At 70.4% G+C, this 17,042-nt stretch carries 15 protein-coding genes; 7 read left to right on the top strand and 8 right to left on the bottom strand.

Annotated elements, in window-relative coordinates; genetic code table 11:
* Nucleotides 1–31: 31 nt before the first annotated feature.
* Nucleotides 32–805: an IS21-like element helper ATPase IstB gene (gene istB, locus EDD27_RS27190; RefSeq protein ID WP_127934030.1), complete on the top strand. Its 774-nt coding sequence runs from the start codon at nucleotides 32–34 to the stop codon at nucleotides 803–805.
* 403 nt (nucleotides 806–1,208) lie between these two features.
* On the opposite strand, the gene EDD27_RS27185 is transcribed toward istB, so the two are convergent.
* From EDD27_RS27185 to EDD27_RS27175, 3 genes are all read right to left on the bottom strand, one after another.
* A complete protein-coding gene (locus EDD27_RS27185) occupies nucleotides 1,209–3,575 on the bottom strand; it encodes a hypothetical protein (RefSeq protein WP_127934896.1) in 2,367 nt (788 codons plus the stop codon).
* Nucleotides 3,576–3,658: 83 nt separating this feature from the next.
* On the bottom strand, nucleotides 3,659–4,609 hold the full coding sequence (locus tag EDD27_RS27180; protein ID WP_127934895.1) for a carbohydrate kinase family protein: 951 nt from the start codon (nucleotides 4,607–4,609) through the stop codon (nucleotides 3,659–3,661).
* 84 nt (nucleotides 4,610–4,693) lie between these two features.
* Nucleotides 4,694–5,620 (bottom strand): pseudouridine-5'-phosphate glycosidase, encoded by a 927-nt coding sequence (locus tag EDD27_RS27175; RefSeq protein WP_127934894.1) that lies wholly within the window; start codon nucleotides 5,618–5,620, stop codon nucleotides 4,694–4,696.
* A gap of 218 nt (nucleotides 5,621–5,838) precedes the next feature.
* On the opposite strand from EDD27_RS27175, the gene EDD27_RS27170 reads away from it, so the two are divergent.
* From EDD27_RS27170 to EDD27_RS27145, 6 genes are all read left to right on the top strand, one after another.
* A complete protein-coding gene (locus EDD27_RS27170; protein WP_241564277.1) occupies nucleotides 5,839–7,338 on the top strand; it encodes a phytoene desaturase family protein in 1,500 nt (499 codons plus the stop codon).
* Nucleotides 7,339–7,402: 64 nt separating this feature from the next.
* Nucleotides 7,403–8,101 carry a response regulator transcription factor gene (locus tag EDD27_RS27165; protein ID WP_127934892.1) on the top strand — a complete coding sequence of 233 codons (699 nt, stop codon included), beginning with the start codon at nucleotides 7,403–7,405 and terminating at the stop codon, nucleotides 8,099–8,101.
* Nucleotides 8,098–9,477, top strand: a complete 1,380-nt coding sequence (locus tag EDD27_RS27160; RefSeq protein ID WP_164903809.1) for a sensor histidine kinase — start codon at nucleotides 8,098–8,100, stop codon at nucleotides 9,475–9,477. The genes EDD27_RS27165 and EDD27_RS27160 overlap by 4 nt, the downstream gene beginning before the upstream one ends.
* Nucleotides 9,478–9,501: 24 nt before the next feature.
* The gene (locus EDD27_RS27155) at nucleotides 9,502–10,677 is read left to right on the top strand and encodes a bifunctional glycosyltransferase family 2/GtrA family protein (RefSeq protein WP_127934891.1); all 1,176 of its coding nucleotides are present in this window, start codon (nucleotides 9,502–9,504) and stop codon (nucleotides 10,675–10,677) included.
* Nucleotides 10,674–12,668 (top strand): mannosyltransferase YkcB-related protein, encoded by a 1,995-nt coding sequence (locus EDD27_RS27150; protein WP_241564276.1) that lies wholly within the window; start codon nucleotides 10,674–10,676, stop codon nucleotides 12,666–12,668. The genes EDD27_RS27155 and EDD27_RS27150 overlap by 4 nt, the downstream gene beginning before the upstream one ends.
* Before the next feature lie 216 nt (nucleotides 12,669–12,884).
* On the top strand, nucleotides 12,885–13,382 hold the full coding sequence (locus EDD27_RS27145; protein ID WP_127934890.1) for a coiled-coil domain-containing protein: 498 nt from the start codon (nucleotides 12,885–12,887) through the stop codon (nucleotides 13,380–13,382).
* An 86-nt stretch (nucleotides 13,383–13,468) separates the two neighbouring features.
* Here the strand turns inward: EDD27_RS27145 and EDD27_RS27140 are convergent, their stop codons facing one another.
* The 5 genes from EDD27_RS27140 to EDD27_RS27120 all read right to left on the bottom strand — a co-directional run bounded on the left by EDD27_RS27140 (nucleotide 13,469) and on the right by EDD27_RS27120 (nucleotide 17,029).
* A complete protein-coding gene (locus EDD27_RS27140; RefSeq protein ID WP_127934889.1) occupies nucleotides 13,469–13,735 on the bottom strand; it encodes a hypothetical protein in 267 nt (88 codons plus the stop codon).
* Nucleotides 13,736–13,804: 69 nt separating this feature from the next.
* Nucleotides 13,805–14,656 (bottom strand): helix-turn-helix domain-containing protein, encoded by an 852-nt coding sequence (locus EDD27_RS27135; RefSeq protein WP_127934888.1) that lies wholly within the window; start codon nucleotides 14,654–14,656, stop codon nucleotides 13,805–13,807.
* 57 nt (nucleotides 14,657–14,713) lie between these two features.
* Complete coding sequence (locus EDD27_RS27130) at nucleotides 14,714–14,974, bottom strand: hypothetical protein (protein ID WP_127934887.1); 261 nt, start codon at nucleotides 14,972–14,974, stop codon at nucleotides 14,714–14,716.
* A gap of 94 nt (nucleotides 14,975–15,068) precedes the next feature.
* Nucleotides 15,069–16,082, bottom strand: a complete 1,014-nt coding sequence (locus EDD27_RS27125; protein ID WP_127934886.1) for a phosphotransferase family protein — start codon at nucleotides 16,080–16,082, stop codon at nucleotides 15,069–15,071.
* 140 nt (nucleotides 16,083–16,222) lie between these two features.
* A complete protein-coding gene (locus EDD27_RS27120; protein WP_164903808.1) occupies nucleotides 16,223–17,029 on the bottom strand; it encodes a GNAT family N-acetyltransferase in 807 nt (268 codons plus the stop codon).
* Between the last annotated feature and the right edge of the window lie 13 nt (nucleotides 17,030–17,042).

Raw genomic sequence — 17,042 nt, 5'->3', positions numbered from 1 at the left:
CGGGCGCCCACGATGAGGAGAACCCCACCCCATGACCTCGCCCACCCCACCGGCTCTGCCCGACGAACTGGACCGGCTGCTACGCCGGATGCGCCTGCCCTACCTGCGCAAAGCCGCCCCCGACGTGCTGGCCACCGCCCGCGCGCAACGCTGGGACCCCGCCGAAGTCCTGCGGATTCTCATCCACGAGGAGGTCACCGGCCGCGACGCGGCCACCCGGCGGCTGCGCCGCACCTCGGCCAACTTCCCCACCGGCAAGACCCTCGCGTCCTGGCGACCGGAGGAGTCCTCCATCCCCGAACCCACCCAGAACGCCCTGGCCACGCTGGAATGGATCGGCCGGGCCGAAAACCTCGTGATCGCCGGCCCGTCGGGCACCGGCAAATCGCACTTCACCGAGGGCCTGGCCCACGCGGCCATCGAGAAGGACCTACGCGTGGCCTGGTTCACCCTGGAAACCCTCACCACCACGATCGGCAAGGCCAAAGTCGACGGCTCCATCGCGCGCACCGTCGCCCGCATCTGCCGCGCCGACCTCATCGTCATCGACGACATCGGCCTGCTCCCGGCCGGAACCGACGCCGCCGAGGCGTTCTACCGGATCATCGATGCCGCCTACGAACGCCGCTCGATCGCGATCACCAGCAACATCCACCCGAGCGGGTTCGACACCATCATGCCCAAGACCCTGGCCACCGCCTCGGTCGACCGGCTCCTCCACCACGCCCACCTGGTCCTGACCAAGGGCGATTCCCACCGACTCGCCGAGGCTCTGGCGGGCAAGGGCGTCACCCCGTTGACCTGACCACCCATCAGGACCACCCCGGCCATCAGCATGGATTTCTGGTGGCCACCAGCCGAGAGAACCCAAGTCCACCTACCTGGGGATCTTCATGACCGTTGACACCGTGGGCTCGTGCTCCGCGCCGGGCGGCGGTCACCGTGGCCGCATGCTGTGGTGCGGTGTGGTTGTGACGGTGGCTTCGTGCTTGGGCATCGTGTCGCCCGCTGGCGCGACTCGCGGCGTGTTGTGGGCGCGTGGGGTGCTCGTCCGGCGCGGGCTTTCCGTTCCACCCATCCTGTACGGCTTCGCCAAGTGTGCCGCCACCCGCCGCACGTGGCTGGTGGCCTCCAGGAAAACGCCCTCTGACCCCGCACGGGGCCGGGCGCCGTTACGTGCGCACCGGACCCGTCGACATGGTGGACGCTCAGGCGGTCAGCTGGGCTTCCAGGCGATAGCCGTCCACCGTGACGTAGACCTGGTCGCCCGGGCGCGCGTTCAGCCGCATGAGCACCGGCTGGAGCGAGTCGAAGACCGGCTGGTGGCCTTGCCAGACCAGGACGATGGCGTTGTCGCCGGGACCCGTGACCGACAGCAGGGTGCCGGGACGCATGCCGAGCTGCGCCGCGTACCCTTCGGGCACCGGCACCGGTCCGCCGCGCAGGTGTTCGGGGGTGACCTCGATGCGCTGCCAGCGGCGCGGGTCCGAGGACGGGCTCGGCAGTGGCGCGGGCGGCGTGGAAGGGGCGCCCGCCACAGGCAACACGCCGGAACGGCCGCCCGACAGCGCCGACAGGGTGGCCAGGGCGGCGGACGGGTCGATCGAGGCGGTGGTCGCGGGCGGGATGGGCTGGCCACCCCGGTGGTGGTGCCCGTTCGCGCCCGGGGTGCGGCGGGGCAGCGGCTGGGCCGGCGACGGGGCCGACGAGGACACCTGGCCGGGCGCGCTCTCGGGAGGCAGGGCATCGAGCCATGCCTGGGCCGAGTGGGCGCGGATGCCGAGCTCCGCCATCAGCTCGACGACGTCGGTGTCGGGCGGGCTGGAGGCCAAGAGCTGCCGCGTACGGGCCTGCAGACCGTGGAGGTCGCCCACCACCAGCCAGCCGTCCTGGAGGCGGCGGTCGGGCATGAGGGTCACCAGCACCCGCCACAGCGGGGTGCGCAACGACGGCACCATCACAGGGTGAGCCGGGTCCGCGCCGATGAGCTGGTCTTCCGTGGCAGCCGCGCCGAGCCACTCGGTCAGGCGGAACATGTGTCCCGTGACCGGGGCGGATTCCGAGGAGCGCAGCCAGTGCAGCACGCGTTCCTCGGCGGTGCGCTGGGCCTGCGAGAGCGCGTCCCGCTCGACCAGCATCTTGTGCGCGAGCGTGCGCAGGCTGACCGGGTCCTCGGCGAACAGCCGGTGCACGGCCACGGCCAGCTCGAGTTTGTCCAGGCTGCGGAACAGGCTGTCGACGACCCGCACCATGGCGTGGTCGGTGTCGGACGGCACGGGGCTGGGAGAGCCCGTGGCGGGTGTCGGGTACGCGGGCGTGCGGGGGGCGGCGCCCTTGGGGGCGTCCCCGGCGGGGATGGCTGGGAATGACCCGGTGCTCGGGCCGCCGGGGATGGCGGGGAACGACCCGGTGCTCGGGCCGCCGGGGATGGCGGGGAACGACCCGGTACTCGGACCGCCGGGGCCGGATGCGCCCGGGGCCGGGATGCGCGGCAGGGATCCGGTGTCCTGGCGGCCGGGCTGCGGGCCCCCGGGGCGCTGCGGGAGACGTTCGGGCTGGCCCGGGCGCTGCGGGAGGCCGCCCTCGCCAGCGAAGCCCTGACGCGGTGCGCCGCCCTGTGGCTGCGCGGGGGACGCGCCGCTCTGCGCGGGGAAGGATCCCGCCTGGGGTTGCGGGCCGCTGTCCGGCTGGCCCGGGAAGGAGCCGGTTTGGCGTTGCGGGCCGCTGTCCTGCTGCGCCGGGAAGGAGCCGGTTTCGCGCTGAGCGCCGCTGTCTTGTGAGCCGGTTGGGCGCTGCGGGCCGCTGTCCTGCTGGACCGGGAACGAGCCGGTCTGGCGGGCCGGAGCGCCGTCCGACGGCTGTCCCGCCGGGCGCGGAGGCGTGCCCTCTGCGGCGGGGAACGAGCCGGGCTGGCCGGGGAAGGCGCCGCCCTGGCGTTGAGGCATGCCGTTGCCTTGAGCGGCGGCGAACGGGCCGGCGGTCTGCGGTTGTTGCGTGGAGCCCTCGGGACGCTCGGCGGGGGAACCGCTCTGGGCGGCGAACGAGCCGGTCTGGGGCTCCGGCCCGGCGCCCCGGGCCTCCTCCTGTGCGGGGGCCGCGCCGCGCTGCAGCGGGCGCGTCACCTCGGGGTGATCCGGCTTCGCGGCCTGGCGCTGGGCGGGGATGCGGCCGAGTATCTCGCGGAAGATGGAGCCGATCACGACTTCCGGCGTGGCCGACGGCGTGCTCAGGTCGCTCGGTGACAGGCGGCGCAGTCGCTGCCAGCCGCCGAGGCCGGCGACCGCCGTGCGGGTGGCCTCGGGCCAGCCGGGCAACGCCGGGTCGACCTGGTGGACGGTCAGCGCGGGAATCAGGTCGGTCAGCGGCAGATGATCCCAGCGGGAAGAGGCCAGCCGGGCGAGACGTTCGCAGATCCAGTCGAGGCCCGCCGTGCCGAGCGCCTTCGACAGGGCCAGCGAGGACCACCACCCCGCGGGCAGGCGCGGATCGCCCAGCACCTCGGCCACCTGCTGTGGTCGGCTCCAGCGCAGAGCAGGGACTAGGTCGCTCAGGCAGATCGATGACTCGACTTCCATCGGCGGACCTTATCCTCCCCAGTGAGCCGCGTGGTGGCGCCCATAACGCATGTGGCTAATGGTGCAGCCTACGCGGCAAGCTATCAATCAGTGTGAATAGGGTAAAGACGGTTCAGATCCAAACCGTACCGTGGACGACCGCCCACCTGGGCCACACATGCGGCACCGGCACGGCAACCTGCCTCCAATGCGCCCCGTTCGTCGACCCCCTGCAAGCTTGCTGTGAGAAATCCGGCGGCGAACGCGTCACCTGCTCCGGTGGAGTCTACGACCTCGGCGGGTACGCCCGCGGCCGTTGCCACAACTGTTCCGTCCACCGCGGCCAGCGCACCGTCGGCGCCGAGCTTCACGATCGCTGTGCCATATCTCTCACTGAGGAGCACCGCGGCGCGTTCCGCGGTGGTGGCGCCGGTCAGCAGGAGGGCCTCGTCGAGGTTCGGGATGATGAGACCGGCGGGGGCGGTTTCGCGCATGAAACGTTCAACGCCGAAGTCACGCAGCGGTCCCGTCGAGGCCGGGTCGACGCTGATCGCCACGCCCGCGGCCGCGGCGTCCGCCATGGCGGCCGTGGCCAGGCTCAGGCCGGGGGTGGCGAAGAGCAGGTAGCCGGACAGGTGCAGCCGGGCGACGCCGTCGAGCAGGGCGGGGTCCCAGTCGTCCGCGGAGATCAGGGCGCCTGCGCCGCGGTTGGTGAGCATCGAACGTTCGCCGCTCCTGTCCACCATCGCGATCACCACGGCGGTCGGATGCTCGGGATCCACCGTCACATGGGGCCGCACCCCCGTCTTGACCAGCTCGGCGGTGTGCCAATCGCTGCTGTCGTAGCCGAGCCTGGTCAGGAGACGGGTATCGGCGCCCAGGTGGGCGGCCCAGGCGGCGGTGTTCGCGCCGGAGCCGCCGGGGCGCAGCACGATGTCGGCGGCCGTGTCGGTGCCCGACATGACCGGCGAACCGTGCAACGCCACCACATCGGTGACCACGTCGCCGATGACCAGCAGGCCGCGGTCCGTCACAGCGGTCTCAGAAGTCGGCATGAGATCGCCAGGTCGCGCGGTCTCAGAAGTCGGCACGAGATCGCCAGGTCGCGCGGTCTCAGAAGTCGGCACGAGATCGCCATTTCACAGTCGCGCCCACGACAGGGCGATCCGGGCGGCCAGGGCGGTGTTGCCGCGTACGGCGGCCAGGTTCGCGTCCAGGGAGGCGCCGCCGGTGCCGTTCACCAGGTAGCCCAGCAGGAACGGGGTGATCGCCTGCCCCTTGACGGCCTCGCGCTCGGCGGCGGCCAGCGCCTCGGCCAGCACGCGGTCGTGCAGCTCGGGGTCGAGCTGCAGGTCCTCGGGGACCGGGTTGGCGACGATCAACGCCGTCTCCTGGCCGCCGAGCGCGTCCTGGCCGCGCATGATCTCCGCCGCCTCCTCGGGCGACTCGATCCGCCAGTCGATCGGCTGGCCGGAAGAGTGCAGGTAGAAGCCGGGGAAGGTGTCGGTGCGGTAGCCCACCACGCTCACGCCCCGGGTCTCCAGCCGCTGCAGCGTCGCCGGCACGTCGAGGATGGACTTCACGCCCGCGCACACGACCGTGATGCGGGTACGGGCCAGCGTGTCGAGATCGGCGGACTCGTCCTGATCCTCGGTCCAGCCACGGTGCACGCCGCCGAGCCCGCCGGTGGCGAACACCCGGATCCCGGCGCGGGCCGCCAGGAACGACGTGGCGGACACAGTGGTCGCGCCGCTGGCCTTCAGCGCCGCCGCCACGGGCAGGTCCCGCTGGCCCAGCTTGCGCAGCCCGGACTCGGTCGCGATGCGCTCCAGCTCCACCTCGGTCAGGCCGATCCTGGGCACGCCGTCCAGCACGGCGATCGTGGCCGGCACCGCTCCCGCGGCCCGTACGACTCCCTCCAGCTCACGCGCCACCTCCAGGTTGCGCGGCTGCGGCAGCCCGTGAGAGATGATCGTGGACTCCAGCGCCACGACGGGTGCGCCGCCGGCCAGGGCCTCGGCCACCTCGTCGGACGGCCGCAGTACGGTGTCGGTGGTGCTGCGCATAGTGGGTTTCGTGCTCCTCGCGTGATCCTTGCCCTGTTCAGGGCGAACGTGGAATTTTACGGCATGTGCTGAGAGCTCCGTAGCCGCCCACATGAGCGATGGACGCCGTCTCGGGCAGCATCGCATCGCGCGACCGAGTCGATCAAGGAAGCGTTCCTCTGGGGCGTTGACGAGGGGCGTCGTTTGGGCCTTAAAGTGCGGGGATGAGGTCCTATGACGTGATTGTCGCAGGAGGCGGGCACAACGGGCTGGTCGCGGCCGCCTACCTCGCCGGAGCCGGTCGGCGGGTGCTGGTGCTGGAGCGGCTCGACCACGTGGGCGGACTGGCGATCTCCGCCCAGCCCTTCCCAGGGGTGGACGTGCGGCTGTCGCGGTACTCCTACCTCGTCAGCCTCCTGCCCTCGCGCGTCGCCCGCGATCTGGGACTCGACCTGGAGCTGCGGCGTCGCCGCTACGCCTCCTACACACCCAAGGGCGACACCGGGCTGCTCGTCGACAACGAGGACGCGGCACGTACGGCGGCCTCGTTCGCGGCCGTCACCGGCGGCGCGGCCGACCACAAGGCGTGGCAGGACTTCTACGGCATGACCGCGCGGGTGGCGCGGACCCTGGCCCCCACCCTGCTCGAACCCCTGCGCACCCCGGCCGAGATCGAGCGCCTGGTCGGCGCGGAGGCGTGGCGCGAGCTGTTCCAGCGGCCGATCGGCCAGACCGTGGACGAGCGGTTCGGCGACGACACCGTGCGCGGCGTCGTGCTCACCGACGCGCTCATCGGCACCTACGCCGACCCGGCCACCGACCTGCTGGCCAACCGGTGTTTCCTCTACCACGTGATCGGCGACGGCACCGGCGAGTGGAACGTGCCCGTGGGCGGCATGGGCGCGGTGTCCGGGGCGCTCGAAGCGGTGGCCCGGCGGGCGGGCGCCGAGATCAGGACCGGGGCGGAGATCATCGGGATCTCGCCGTCCGGTGAGGTCGCGTTCGTCGACGCGGACGGCGAGCATGCGGTGAACGGCGGGCACGTGCTGGTCAACCTGCCGCCCGCGGTGCTCGACCGGCTGCTCGGCCGGGCGCCGAGCACCGTGCCCGAAGGGGCGCAGCTGAAGGTCAACATGGTTCTCAGCAGACTGCCGAAGCTGAAGGACTCCTCAGTGGATGCGATGGCCGCCTTCAGTGGGACGTTCCACATCAACGAGGGACGCGAGCAGCTGGCGACGGCGTTCGCGCAGGCCGCGCGGGGCGAGATCCCGGAGCTGCCGCCGGCCGAGGTCTATTGCCACTCGCTGACCGATTCGTCGATCCTCGGGCCCGGACTGCGGGGGAGGGCGGAGACGATGACGTTGTTCGGGCTGCACATGCCCGCCAGACTCTTCCGGGAAAATCCCGACAAGGCGCGCGATGATGCCCTCCACGCCACCTTCGCCTCCATCAACTCAGTCCTCGCCGAACCCATCGAGGACTGCCTGCTCCAGACCCCCGACGGCGCCCCGTGCGTGGAGGTCAAGAGTCCGGTGGACCTGGAACGGGAGGCCGGGCTGCCCGGCGGCCACATCTTCCACACCGACCTGAGCTGGCCGTACGCCGACGACGGCAGGGGCGGATGGGGTGTGGAGACCGAACACGAGCGCATCCTGCTGTGCGGTGCCGGCGCCCGCAGAGGCGGCGGCGTCAGCGGGATCGGCGGCCACAACGCCGCGATGGCCCTCCTGAGGCCGTGATCCTCATAAAACGTGAGTAAGCGCGTTTATGAGCTTTTCATGATGAGCCTCTAGCGTTTGCTCCATGAGTGAGCCCGCACGGTTGCTGGTAGTGGACGACGAGCCCGCGTTGCGCGAGGCGCTGCAGTCGAGCCTGGAGTTCGAAGGCTACAAGGTCGTCACCGCCAACGACGGGCAGGCGGCGCTGGACGAGCTCGCCCGCGAGTCCTACGACGCCGTGCTGCTCGACGTCATGATGCCCCGCCTCGACGGGCTGACCGCCTGCCGCAGGCTGCGCGGATCGGGCAACCACATCCCGGTCCTCATGCTCACGGCACGCGACGCGGTCGGCGACCGCGTGTCCGGGCTGGACGCCGGCGCCGACGACTACCTGGTCAAGCCGTTCGAGCTCGACGAACTGCTGGCGCGGGTCCGTGCCCTGCTGCGGCGCGGCGCGCTGAGCACGGGTCCCGAGGAGGACGGCACGCTGTCGTACGGCGACCTGCGCATGGACCCGGCGACCAGGGAGGTCACCCGGGGCGCGCGCCGGCTCGATCTGACCAGGACCGAATACCTGCTGATGGAGCTGTTCCTGGCGCATCCGCGGCAGGTGCTGACCCGGGACCAGATCCTGAGCGAGGTGTGGGGCTTCGACTTCGAGCCGACGTCCAACTCGCTCGACGTGTACGTGATGTACCTGCGGCGCAAGACCGAGGCCGGGGGTGAGCCGCGGGTGATCCACACCGTGCGCGGCGTGGGCTACGTGCTACGGAACACGCCGTGATCTGGAGCAGCCTGCGCACTCGGCTCACGCTGCTCGTCACCATCGCCGTGGCGTTGGCGGTCGCCGTCAGCGCGGGCGCGTGCTTCCTGATCGTCCGGCATCAGGTCTACGAGCAGGTGGACCGGCAGCTTGGCCCCCACCCGGGCGAGGACCCGCGTAAGCAGCAGTACTCCCTCGAGCGTGACTGCGGTCCCGTCCCGGAGAACGAGCCGCACTACGGGCCGATCCATTCGACCCAGATCATCTACGCCGATGGACGTCCCCCCTGCTACATCGGGCCGGCCTTGAAGATCATCCCGGAGGACTGGCAGGTGGCCGCCGGTAGGTGGAAGGGGCCCCGGCACTTTCACAACGGTGTCACCGAGGACGGCACGGAGATGCGGATCCTCACCGAGTACGCCAAGCCCGGCGTGGCCGTGATGGACGCCGTGCCGTTGCGAGGTATCCGGAACACCCTGCAGATGGTGGCGTTGCTGCTCGGCGGCGTGGCCGCACTCGGGATCCTGGTCGCGGCCACCGCCGGGTTGCTCATCGCCCGTGCCGCGCTGCGCCCGGTGGGGCGGCTCACCCGGGCCGTCGAGCACATCGCGCAGACCGAGGATCTCGACACGCGCATTCCCGTCAAGGGCAACGACGAGATCGCCCGGCTCAGCTCTTCCTTCAACGCCATGACCACCGCCCTGGCCGGTTCGCGCGAACGCCAGAAACAGCTGGTCGCCGACGCCGGGCACGAGCTGCGCACGCCACTGACGACCCTGCGTACCAACATCGACCTGCTGCTGCGCAGCGAGCAGACCGGCCGCAGCCTCGACCCCGAGGCCAAGCGGCGCCTGCTGGTCAACGTGAAGGCGCAGTTCGCCGAGCTGTCCACGCTGGTCGCGGACCTGCTCCAGCTCGCCAGGGGCGACACCGAGCACGAGCCGCACGTCGAGCTGGCCTTCCACGAAGTGGTGACGGCGGCCGTGGAACGGGCCAGGCTGCGCGGCGCCGAGGTCGTCACCGACCTCAGCCCCTGGTACGTCGTCGGCAGCGCCACCTCGCTCGAACGCGCCGTGCTCAACCTCATCGACAACGCCGCCAAGTTCAGCCCCGACAGCCAGGTCGAGGTGTCGCTGAAGGACGGCAGGCTCACCGTGCGCGACTACGGCCCGGGACTGCCCGAAGAGGAGCTGCCGCACGTCTTCGAGCGGTTCTGGCGTTCACCGTCCGCCCGTGGCCTGCCCGGATCCGGGCTCGGGCTGGCGATCGTCGCCCAGGCGGTCGAGGAGGCCGAGGGCAAGGTCGGCCTGGCGAACGCGCCGGGCGGCGGAGCGATCGCCACGATCGATCTCCCCGGAACTCTCATCCGTAACTCAGAATCGGATAAGTCACGTTAAAGGCGCGAACCATGTGCTAGGTGCATGAACACCACAGCAGTCAGGACGCGCCTGGTCGAGGTGGTCGTCCCGGTCCACAACGAGCAGCGGGCGCTGCGCGCGAGCGTCACCCGCCTGCACGCCTATCTGACCGGGAACTTCCCCTACGGCTTCCGGATCACGATCGCCGACAACGCCAGCACCGACAACACCTGGCAGATCGCCACCGAGCTGGCCGAGGAACTCCCGCACGTGCGGGTCGTGCACCTCGACGAGAAGGGCCGCGGGCGGGCCCTGCGGCGAGTCTGGTCACAGAGCGACGCCGACGTCGTCGGCTACATGGACGTGGACCTGTCCACCGATCTGGACGCGTTCCTGCCGCTCGTGGCGCCGCTGCTGTCCGGCCACAGCGACCTGGCGATCGGCACCCGGCTGTCGCGGGCGTCGCGGGTCGAGCGCGGCCCCAAGCGCGAGTTCATCTCCCGCTCGTACAACCTGCTGCTCCGCTCGGTGATGGGGGCTGGGTTCTCGGACGCGCAGTGCGGCTTCAAGGCCGTCCGTACGGAGATCGCCCAGGCCCTGCTGCCCGGTGTCGAGGACGAGGAATGGTTCTTCGACACCGAGCTGCTGCTCCTGGCCGAGCGCCACGGGCTGCGCATCCACGAGGTGCCCGTGGACTGGGTGGACGATCCGGACAGCCGGGTCGACATCGTCCGGACCGCCCGCGACGACCTGCGTGGCCTGGCCAGGGTGGCGCGCAAGACGCTGTCCGGGGCCGCGCGCATCCCCGTGCCCGCGCGGGTGCAGCGCGCCGAGCTGCCGAAGGGAATGGCCAGGCAACTGCCCAGGTTCGCGATCGTCGGGGTGTTCAGCACGCTGGCGTACCTGGCGCTGTACTCGCTGCTGCGGCAAATGGTGCCGCCGCTGGCCGCCAACGCGGTCGCGCTGCTGGTCACGGCCGTGGCCAACACCGCCGCCAACCGGCGCTTCACGTTCGGCGTCACCGGCTCGGCCGGGGCGATGCGGGACCAGCTCGAAGGGCTGATCGCGTTCCTCGTCGGGCTGGCGCTCACCTCGGGCAGCCTGTCGCTGCTGCCGGACGGGGTCTCCCACGGCGTCGAGCTGATCGCGGTCATCATCGCGAACGCCGCCGCCACGCTCGTACGCTTCCTGCTCCTGCGCGTGTGGGTCTTCAACCCCAAGCGGAGGACCGTACGATGACCGCCACCATGATGCGGCCCGCGCACCGGGCCGCCGAGAGCCGGTCCCTGCCCGCCCGCCTGTTCCTGGGCGCCGAGGACGACCCCCGCTGGTCACGTCCCGCGTTGTGGGCGGTGCTCGTGACCGCGCTCGTCCTCTACACGTGGGCGCTGAGCGGGAACGCCAACGCCTACTACGCCGCCGCGATCGTCTCGGGCACCCAGAGCTGGAAGGCGTTCTTCTTCGGCGCGCTCGATGCCGGGTCCTTCATCACCGTGGACAAGCCGCCGCTGGCCCTGTGGGTCATGGGGCTGTCGGCGCGGATCTTCGGCTACAGCACCTGGAGCATGCTGATCCCGCAGGCCCTGGCCGGTGTGGCGGCCGTCGGGCTGGTCTTCTCCGCCGTATGGCGCTCCTTCTCCGGGGTGCGGGCGGGGCACGCGGCGGCGCTGGTCGCGGCCGTCGTCATGACGCTCACGCCGATCACGGTGGCGATCAACCGGGACAACAACCCCGACACGGTGCTGGTGTTGTTGCTGGTGCTGGCCGCCTGGTTCTGCCTGGAGTCGTTGCGGACCGGGCGGTTGCGGTCGCTGCTGTTCGCCGCGTTGTTCGTGGGGCTGGCGTTCAACACCAAGATGTTGCAGGCGTATCTGGTGGTGCCCGCCTTCGCGGTGGCGTACCTGGCCTGCGCGCGAGTGTCGTGGCTCAAACGTGTGGGGCATCTGCTGGCCGCGGGTGCGGTGCTGCTGGTGTCCAGCGCCTGGTGGATGGTCATCGTCGATCGGTGGCCCGCCGATTCCCGGCCCTACATCGGCGGTTCGACGGACAACTCCGTCTGGGACCTGGTGATCGGCTACAACGGCCTCGGCCGCATCTTCGGCCAGGGCGGGTCTGGCGGCGGCGGGGGCGGCGGCGCCGGCTTCGGCGGGGAGTCCGGGGCCGGGCGGCTGTTCAACGACATCATGGCCGGGCAGATCTCCTGGCTCCTGCCGTTCTGCGTGGCGGCGCTCGCGTTCGCGGTCGTGATCCGGGTGCTGCGGATGCCGTCCGAGGACGCGCCATCGGGGGCGGCGTGGCTCGTGTGGGGCGGCTGGCTCGTCGTCCACTACGTGGTGTTCAGCTTCTCCAGCGGCACCTTCCACCCGTACTACACGACCGCCATGGCGCCCGCCGTGGCCGCGTTGAGCGGGATGGGCGTGGTCGTCATGTGGCGGGCGTACCGGCGGTCGCGGGCCTGGGCGTGGGTGCTGCCGCTCGCGGTGGCCGTGACCGGCGGCTGGTCGTTCGTGGTGTTGCGGCGTACGCCGGACTGGGCGCCGTGGCTGGCCTGGGTCGTGCTCGGGGCGACCCTGGTGGCCGTGGCGGTGCTCGTCCTGGCCCGGATACGTTTCGGACCGTGGGCTCCGACGCCGGGCGGCTCGGCACAGGTCACCGCAAAGGTGGCGGCGATCGCGCTGGCGGCCACCGTGATCGCCGGGCTGGCCGGGCCGGCCGCGTACGCGGTCACGCCGCTGCAGTCCCAGGTGAACGGCACCAACCCGACCGCCGGGCCCGCGACGGGCGGCGGGATGGGCGGGTTCGGACGGCCGGGAGGCATGCCCGGCGGCGGGCAGTTCCCCGGCCGCCAGGACGGACAGAACGGGACCACGCAGCGGCCTTCCGGCGGTTTCATGCGGGGCGGGGTGAGCGACTCGATGGCCAAATACCTCGTCGCCAACCAGGGCGAGGCCACCTGGCTCGTCGCGGTGCCCAGCGCGCAGCAGGCGTCGTCCCTGATCCTGTCCACCGGCAAGCCGGTGATCGCCATGGGCGGCTTCACGGGCAGCGATCCGGCCATGACCGTGGAGCGGCTGAAGGAGCTCGTGTCGTCGGGACAGCTCCGCTATGTCATGGCGGGTGGTGATCAGGGTGGGCCCGGTGGACGGGGGAACGCCGAGGTGACGAGTTGGGTGCAGGAGACCTGCACGGCGGTGGACGGGCAGGACGGTCTATACGACTGCACGACCTAATTACGCAAGGGCGCAGCCGGGTCGGCGCCCCAATTTTCTTCGCTATGAAATAGGCGGATTAGTCCGGATTTAGCAGCGTGATATGCCTTGTGGCCTGGGGAAACTCTTTTCGGTTTCATTGGCAGGTGGCGATCAGCGGAGTATTCTCGACGCAGTCGACGGGACCGGAGATGCCTCATATCCCCGGTCCCTCCCCCCAACGTATGGGAGATCATCTTGGGTTACAAGGAAATGGGCTGCGCACTCTTCACCCGCCTCGACAACGACTTCATCCAGATGCGCGCAGACCAGGCCGAGCTGGCACAGGACCTCACCGAGCGGATCAACGGGGTGGCCAGCCGCGTCAAGACGCTCGACGGGAAGGTGACACTGCTCGATGAGCGGGTCACTCGGGTCGAGGAGAAGGTCGACAAGCTCGATGAGCGGGTCACTCGGGTCGAGGAGAAGGTCGACAAGCTCGATGAGCGGGTCACGAGGGTCGAAGACAAGGTCGACAGGCTGGACGCCAAGGTCGACAAGCTCGATGAGCGGGTCACGAGGGTCGAGGACAAGGTCGACAAGCTCGACGTCAAGGTCGACAAGCTCGATGAGAAGTTCACCGGCAAGTTCAACATGCTGGAGGGGAACCAGATGGAGATGATGCAGATCCTCGTCGCCATCCAGCGCAAGCTCGACATCGACAAGCCCGACATCGACAAGGCCGACCTCAACTAGCAAGCCCCCCACGCCGAAGAGCGGGCCCGTACTAGTCACGGGGCCCGCTCTTCTCATAAGCGTGCTTTATAAGAGCGGAGGCCGATTCAGGCAGGGAGTGCCGCGAGGAGGAAGGCGAGGCGGGCGGCGGCGGATTCGACGTCGTCGGTCGTGCCCAGCCGGTAACCCCACGACGTGACGAACGCACCCTCCTCCGAGCACGTCACGGTCTCCATCAGGGTGGCCGAGAAACGGTTGCGGACCGACACGTAGGCCGGGTCGCTGGCCAGGGCCAGGCTCTGGACGGACAGGTCGGCGTGACGACCTGCGTGCCAGGCGAACCGCTCGAGGCTGAGCGCGGTATCAAGCATCATGCGTCACCTCCGCATCGTCTCGCGACAGAATTGCACGATCTTGCGGTGGGTGGCAAGCAATTGCTGCGGTTAATGTGGGCCTTGTTTACGGTAGGCGTGAAGAATGCGGATCAGTACCTCCCGTCCCCCCTCGTCGAACTCGGCCACTCTCGCATAGGCGTCGAACGCGTTGACGTAGAAGGCGATGTCATCGGGATCCCGCAGGACCAGGTCTTTTGTCATCGTGGCCACGCCGACCATGGCATCGTTGTAGATCCAGAAGCTGTTGATCGGCGCCGACGGCAGCTCGGTGCCGAAGGGGATCACGCCGAACTCGACGTTCGGCAATGTGCTCACGGCGAGCAATCGGTCGAGCTGGCCGCGCATGACGTCGGCCGGGGCCAGCATGATGTGCAGCGCCGACTCGGGCAACACGAATCTGAACGTCCTGCTGCGGTCGTACAGGATCTCCTGGCGTTGCATCCGCACCCGCACGGCCGCGTCGATCTGGTCGGCGGCGCTGTAGAGGCGCTTGACCTTGCGGAAGACGTGCCTGGCGTATTCGGGGGTCTGCAGCAGGCCCATGACGATGCCCGGCTCGAAGGCGCGGAACAGCTTGGTCTTGGCCTCCAGGTCCCGCATGTCCTCCTGAAGGGCGGCCAGGCCGCTGCGGTGGCGCTGCTTCCAGCTGTCGTGCCGCTCCGCCAGGGCGAGAGCCTGCCTGATCAGCTCGTCGGTCGTGTCGGGCGCGGCGCTCACCGCCTGCGCCCACACGACCACGTCATCTTCCGTGGGAGTCTGCCGGGCGTTCTCGAGTCGTGAGACCTTGGACGGCTGCCAGCGCAGCCGCTCGGCCAGGTCCTTGCCCGACAGGTGAGCGGCCTCGCGCAGCTGCCGTAGCTGACCGCCGAGGTCGATGCGCGCCTGCTGAAACGAGGTCACGCCGCAAGAGGCTAGCCCCGGTTGCGGCGATCAAGCCAGCTTCGACCGCAATTGTGATCAACCGGTTGCCGTCGGTGTCTCTCCGCTGGTCGGGAAAGCGGTTGCCGGTCCGTCGGCCAGGACGCGGCGGGCGATTTCGGTGATGAGCTCGCGAGGGACCTCGACCGCGGTCTCGCCGTCGAGGACGTCGCGGAGGTCCGCGAGCGCCTCCGCGTCGGTGACTTCGAGCCCCTGCACGACGATGGTGCCGCGGTCGGTCTCGTACAGGGTGGGGCAGGCGCCCGCCTCCGAGGTGGAGCCGAGGAACCGCATGCGCATGACAATCCTTCCCCGAAATTACAGTGCAATTGCGCGCAATCGTATGCCTCGGTGGTGCGTTGTGATTGTTCTTTCCGAAAATCGGTATATATGGTCAGTCGAGAACGCCGTCCATGAACTCCCGCGCCCGTTCGAACAACTCCAGCGTCGTCGCGTGCAGCAGGTCGCCGATGTCCTTGGGCGCCTTGCCGGCGAACGCCCGGGCGTGCGTGCCCTCCAGCACGATGCCGAGCTTGAAGCAGGCCATGACCGCGTACCAGCCGATGGCCGACAGGTCGCGCTCGGACAGCGCCGCGTAGTAGGCGACGAGCTCCTGCGGTGACGGCAGTCCGGGCACGTGCCCGTTGCTGACGGGCCAGGTGGCCAGCAGCCAGCCCAGGTCGAGGAGCGGGTCGCCGATCGTGCACATCTCCCAGTCCACGATCGCGGCCACCCGCGGGCCGTCGCAGGCGAACATGAGGTTCGCGAAGTGGTAGTCGCCGTGCATGATCCCCGGAGTGAACGACCGGGGGAGGCGGCGGGTGAGCCACTCGGCGGTTTCGTGCAGGCCGGGGATGTCGGGGCCGGGGTAGCCGTCGAGGGCGCCGTACGAGTCGAGCTCCTTGAGCCAGCGCGGCACCTGCCGCTCCAGGAACCCCTCGGGCCGGCCGAAACCCGGCAGCGCCCCCGGATCGACCCGTCCCAGCTCGGCCAGCGCGGCGGCGGCCTCGAACCCCATCCGGTGCCTGATCGCCGGGTCGGAGGCGTGCGGCTCGGGCAATCCCACCGAGGGGTTGAACCCGTCGACCGGCTCCATCAGGTAGAAGACCGGCTCCTCCGCCGTCTGCGCCGCCACCAGCACGGGCGCGGGGACCGGCGTGTCACGCAGCGCCGCCAGCAGTCGCGCCTCGCGGCGCAGCACGTCGTTGCTCCTCTGGCGGGCGTGCAGGGGCGGGCGGCGCAGGATGTACGGGCGGCCGCCGCGTTCGAGTCTGACCATCATGTTCTGCGTGCCGCCCAGAACCGGCGCCACGTCCGTGATCGGGCCGCCCGGCAGCCCTTGGCCGTCCATCCACGCGCCGAGCGTGTCGAAGTCGATGGCGCTGACATCGATGTGGGTGGAGGTCATGTGCCGCCCTTCGAAGACGCCTGGCCCGTCCGTGACGAGCGGCCGTGCCGACCGCCGACAGGCCGGCGGCCGCCGTGCCGACCGCCGACAGGCCAGAACGATATTCTGGTGGTGACCCTACGAGGGCGCCGCGCACCGGGTCAACCCAGGGCCTGCATGAACGGCAGGAACTGGCGGGCAGGATCGCCGGGCAGGCCGCCGCCGCGCACCATGCGCGAGACCGTCCACGGGTTGGCGACGCCGTGCTCGCCCGCCCACCGGATCATCGAGTCGTGGGCGAGGTCGAAGTCCATCCGCACCTCGCCCTCCGCCCCCAGCGCCAGGTCGCCGATCAGCGCCCGCGCGGTCTCTTCATCCCGCGCCACCACTGGGCCGATGACCGTGTTGTCGTCGTTGCGCCAGCGGTGGCCGAAACCGCCGTCGGCGATCCTGACCTCCTCGCCGAAGGCGAACATCCGCCGCAGCAACACGGACCTGTCCGTGCCGAACACCTCGGCGTCGAACGCCAGGATCGTGCCGAGGTCGTCCGGGGTGGCGGAGCGGGTCCGGCCCGAGAGCTCGCCTCTGAAACGGCCCGTGTGCTTGGCGGCCTGGCCGACGACGCGGAAGCCGAGCCGTTCGTAGAGCGGACGGCCGTTCTCGGTGGCGTACAGCGAGACCGTCCGGTCCCCGGCGCGCTCCAGCACGTGCTCCATGAGGCGACCGCCCAGGCCGCGCCTGCCGAACCTGGAGGCCGTGAGGACCATGCTGATCACGGCGTGGTCGTCACCGTAGCGGGTCAGGATGTTCGTGGCGGCCAGGCCGGCGCCGTCCGGGGCGTCGATGCCGTACGCCTCGCCGACCTCGAGCAGCAGGCGCCACTTGTGCTTTTCGGGCAGCCAGTCGCGGTCCTTGGCCAGGCGCGTGCAGTCGTCGAGGTCGTCGAGTGTGAGACGGCGGGGCGTCATAGGGGACATTCTT

It is taken from the genome of Nonomuraea polychroma, from assembly GCF_004011505.1.
In the GTDB taxonomy this organism is placed as follows: Bacteria; Actinomycetota; Actinomycetes; order Streptosporangiales; family Streptosporangiaceae; genus Nonomuraea; species Nonomuraea polychroma.
This window is presented reverse-complemented; position numbering and strand designations above follow the sequence as displayed.

Bases quoted from the DNA above. Each gene is read 5' to 3' on its own strand.
- istB (WP_127934030.1), top strand. From the start codon at position 32: ATGACCTCGCCCACCCCACCGGCTCTGCCCGACGAACTGGACCGGCTG.
- EDD27_RS27185 (WP_127934896.1), bottom strand. From the start codon at position 3,575: ATGGAAGTCGAGTCATCGATCTGCCTGAGCGACCTAGTCCCTGCTCTG.
- EDD27_RS27180 (WP_127934895.1), bottom strand. From the start codon at position 4,609: ATGCCGACTTCTGAGACCGCTGTGACGGACCGCGGCCTGCTGGTCATC.
- EDD27_RS27175 (WP_127934894.1), bottom strand. From the start codon at position 5,620: ATGCGCAGCACCACCGACACCGTACTGCGGCCGTCCGACGAGGTGGCC.
- EDD27_RS27165 (WP_127934892.1), top strand. From the start codon at position 7,403: ATGAGTGAGCCCGCACGGTTGCTGGTAGTGGACGACGAGCCCGCGTTG.
- EDD27_RS27155 (WP_127934891.1), top strand. From the start codon at position 9,502: ATGAACACCACAGCAGTCAGGACGCGCCTGGTCGAGGTGGTCGTCCCG.
- EDD27_RS27150 (WP_241564276.1), top strand. From the start codon at position 10,674: ATGACCGCCACCATGATGCGGCCCGCGCACCGGGCCGCCGAGAGCCGG.
- EDD27_RS27140 (WP_127934889.1), bottom strand. From the start codon at position 13,735: ATGATGCTTGATACCGCGCTCAGCCTCGAGCGGTTCGCCTGGCACGCA.
- EDD27_RS27130 (WP_127934887.1), bottom strand. From the start codon at position 14,974: ATGCGCATGCGGTTCCTCGGCTCCACCTCGGAGGCGGGCGCCTGCCCC.
- EDD27_RS27125 (WP_127934886.1), bottom strand. From the start codon at position 16,082: ATGACCTCCACCCACATCGATGTCAGCGCCATCGACTTCGACACGCTC.
- EDD27_RS27120 (WP_164903808.1), bottom strand. From the start codon at position 17,029: ATGACGCCCCGCCGTCTCACACTCGACGACCTCGACGACTGCACGCGC.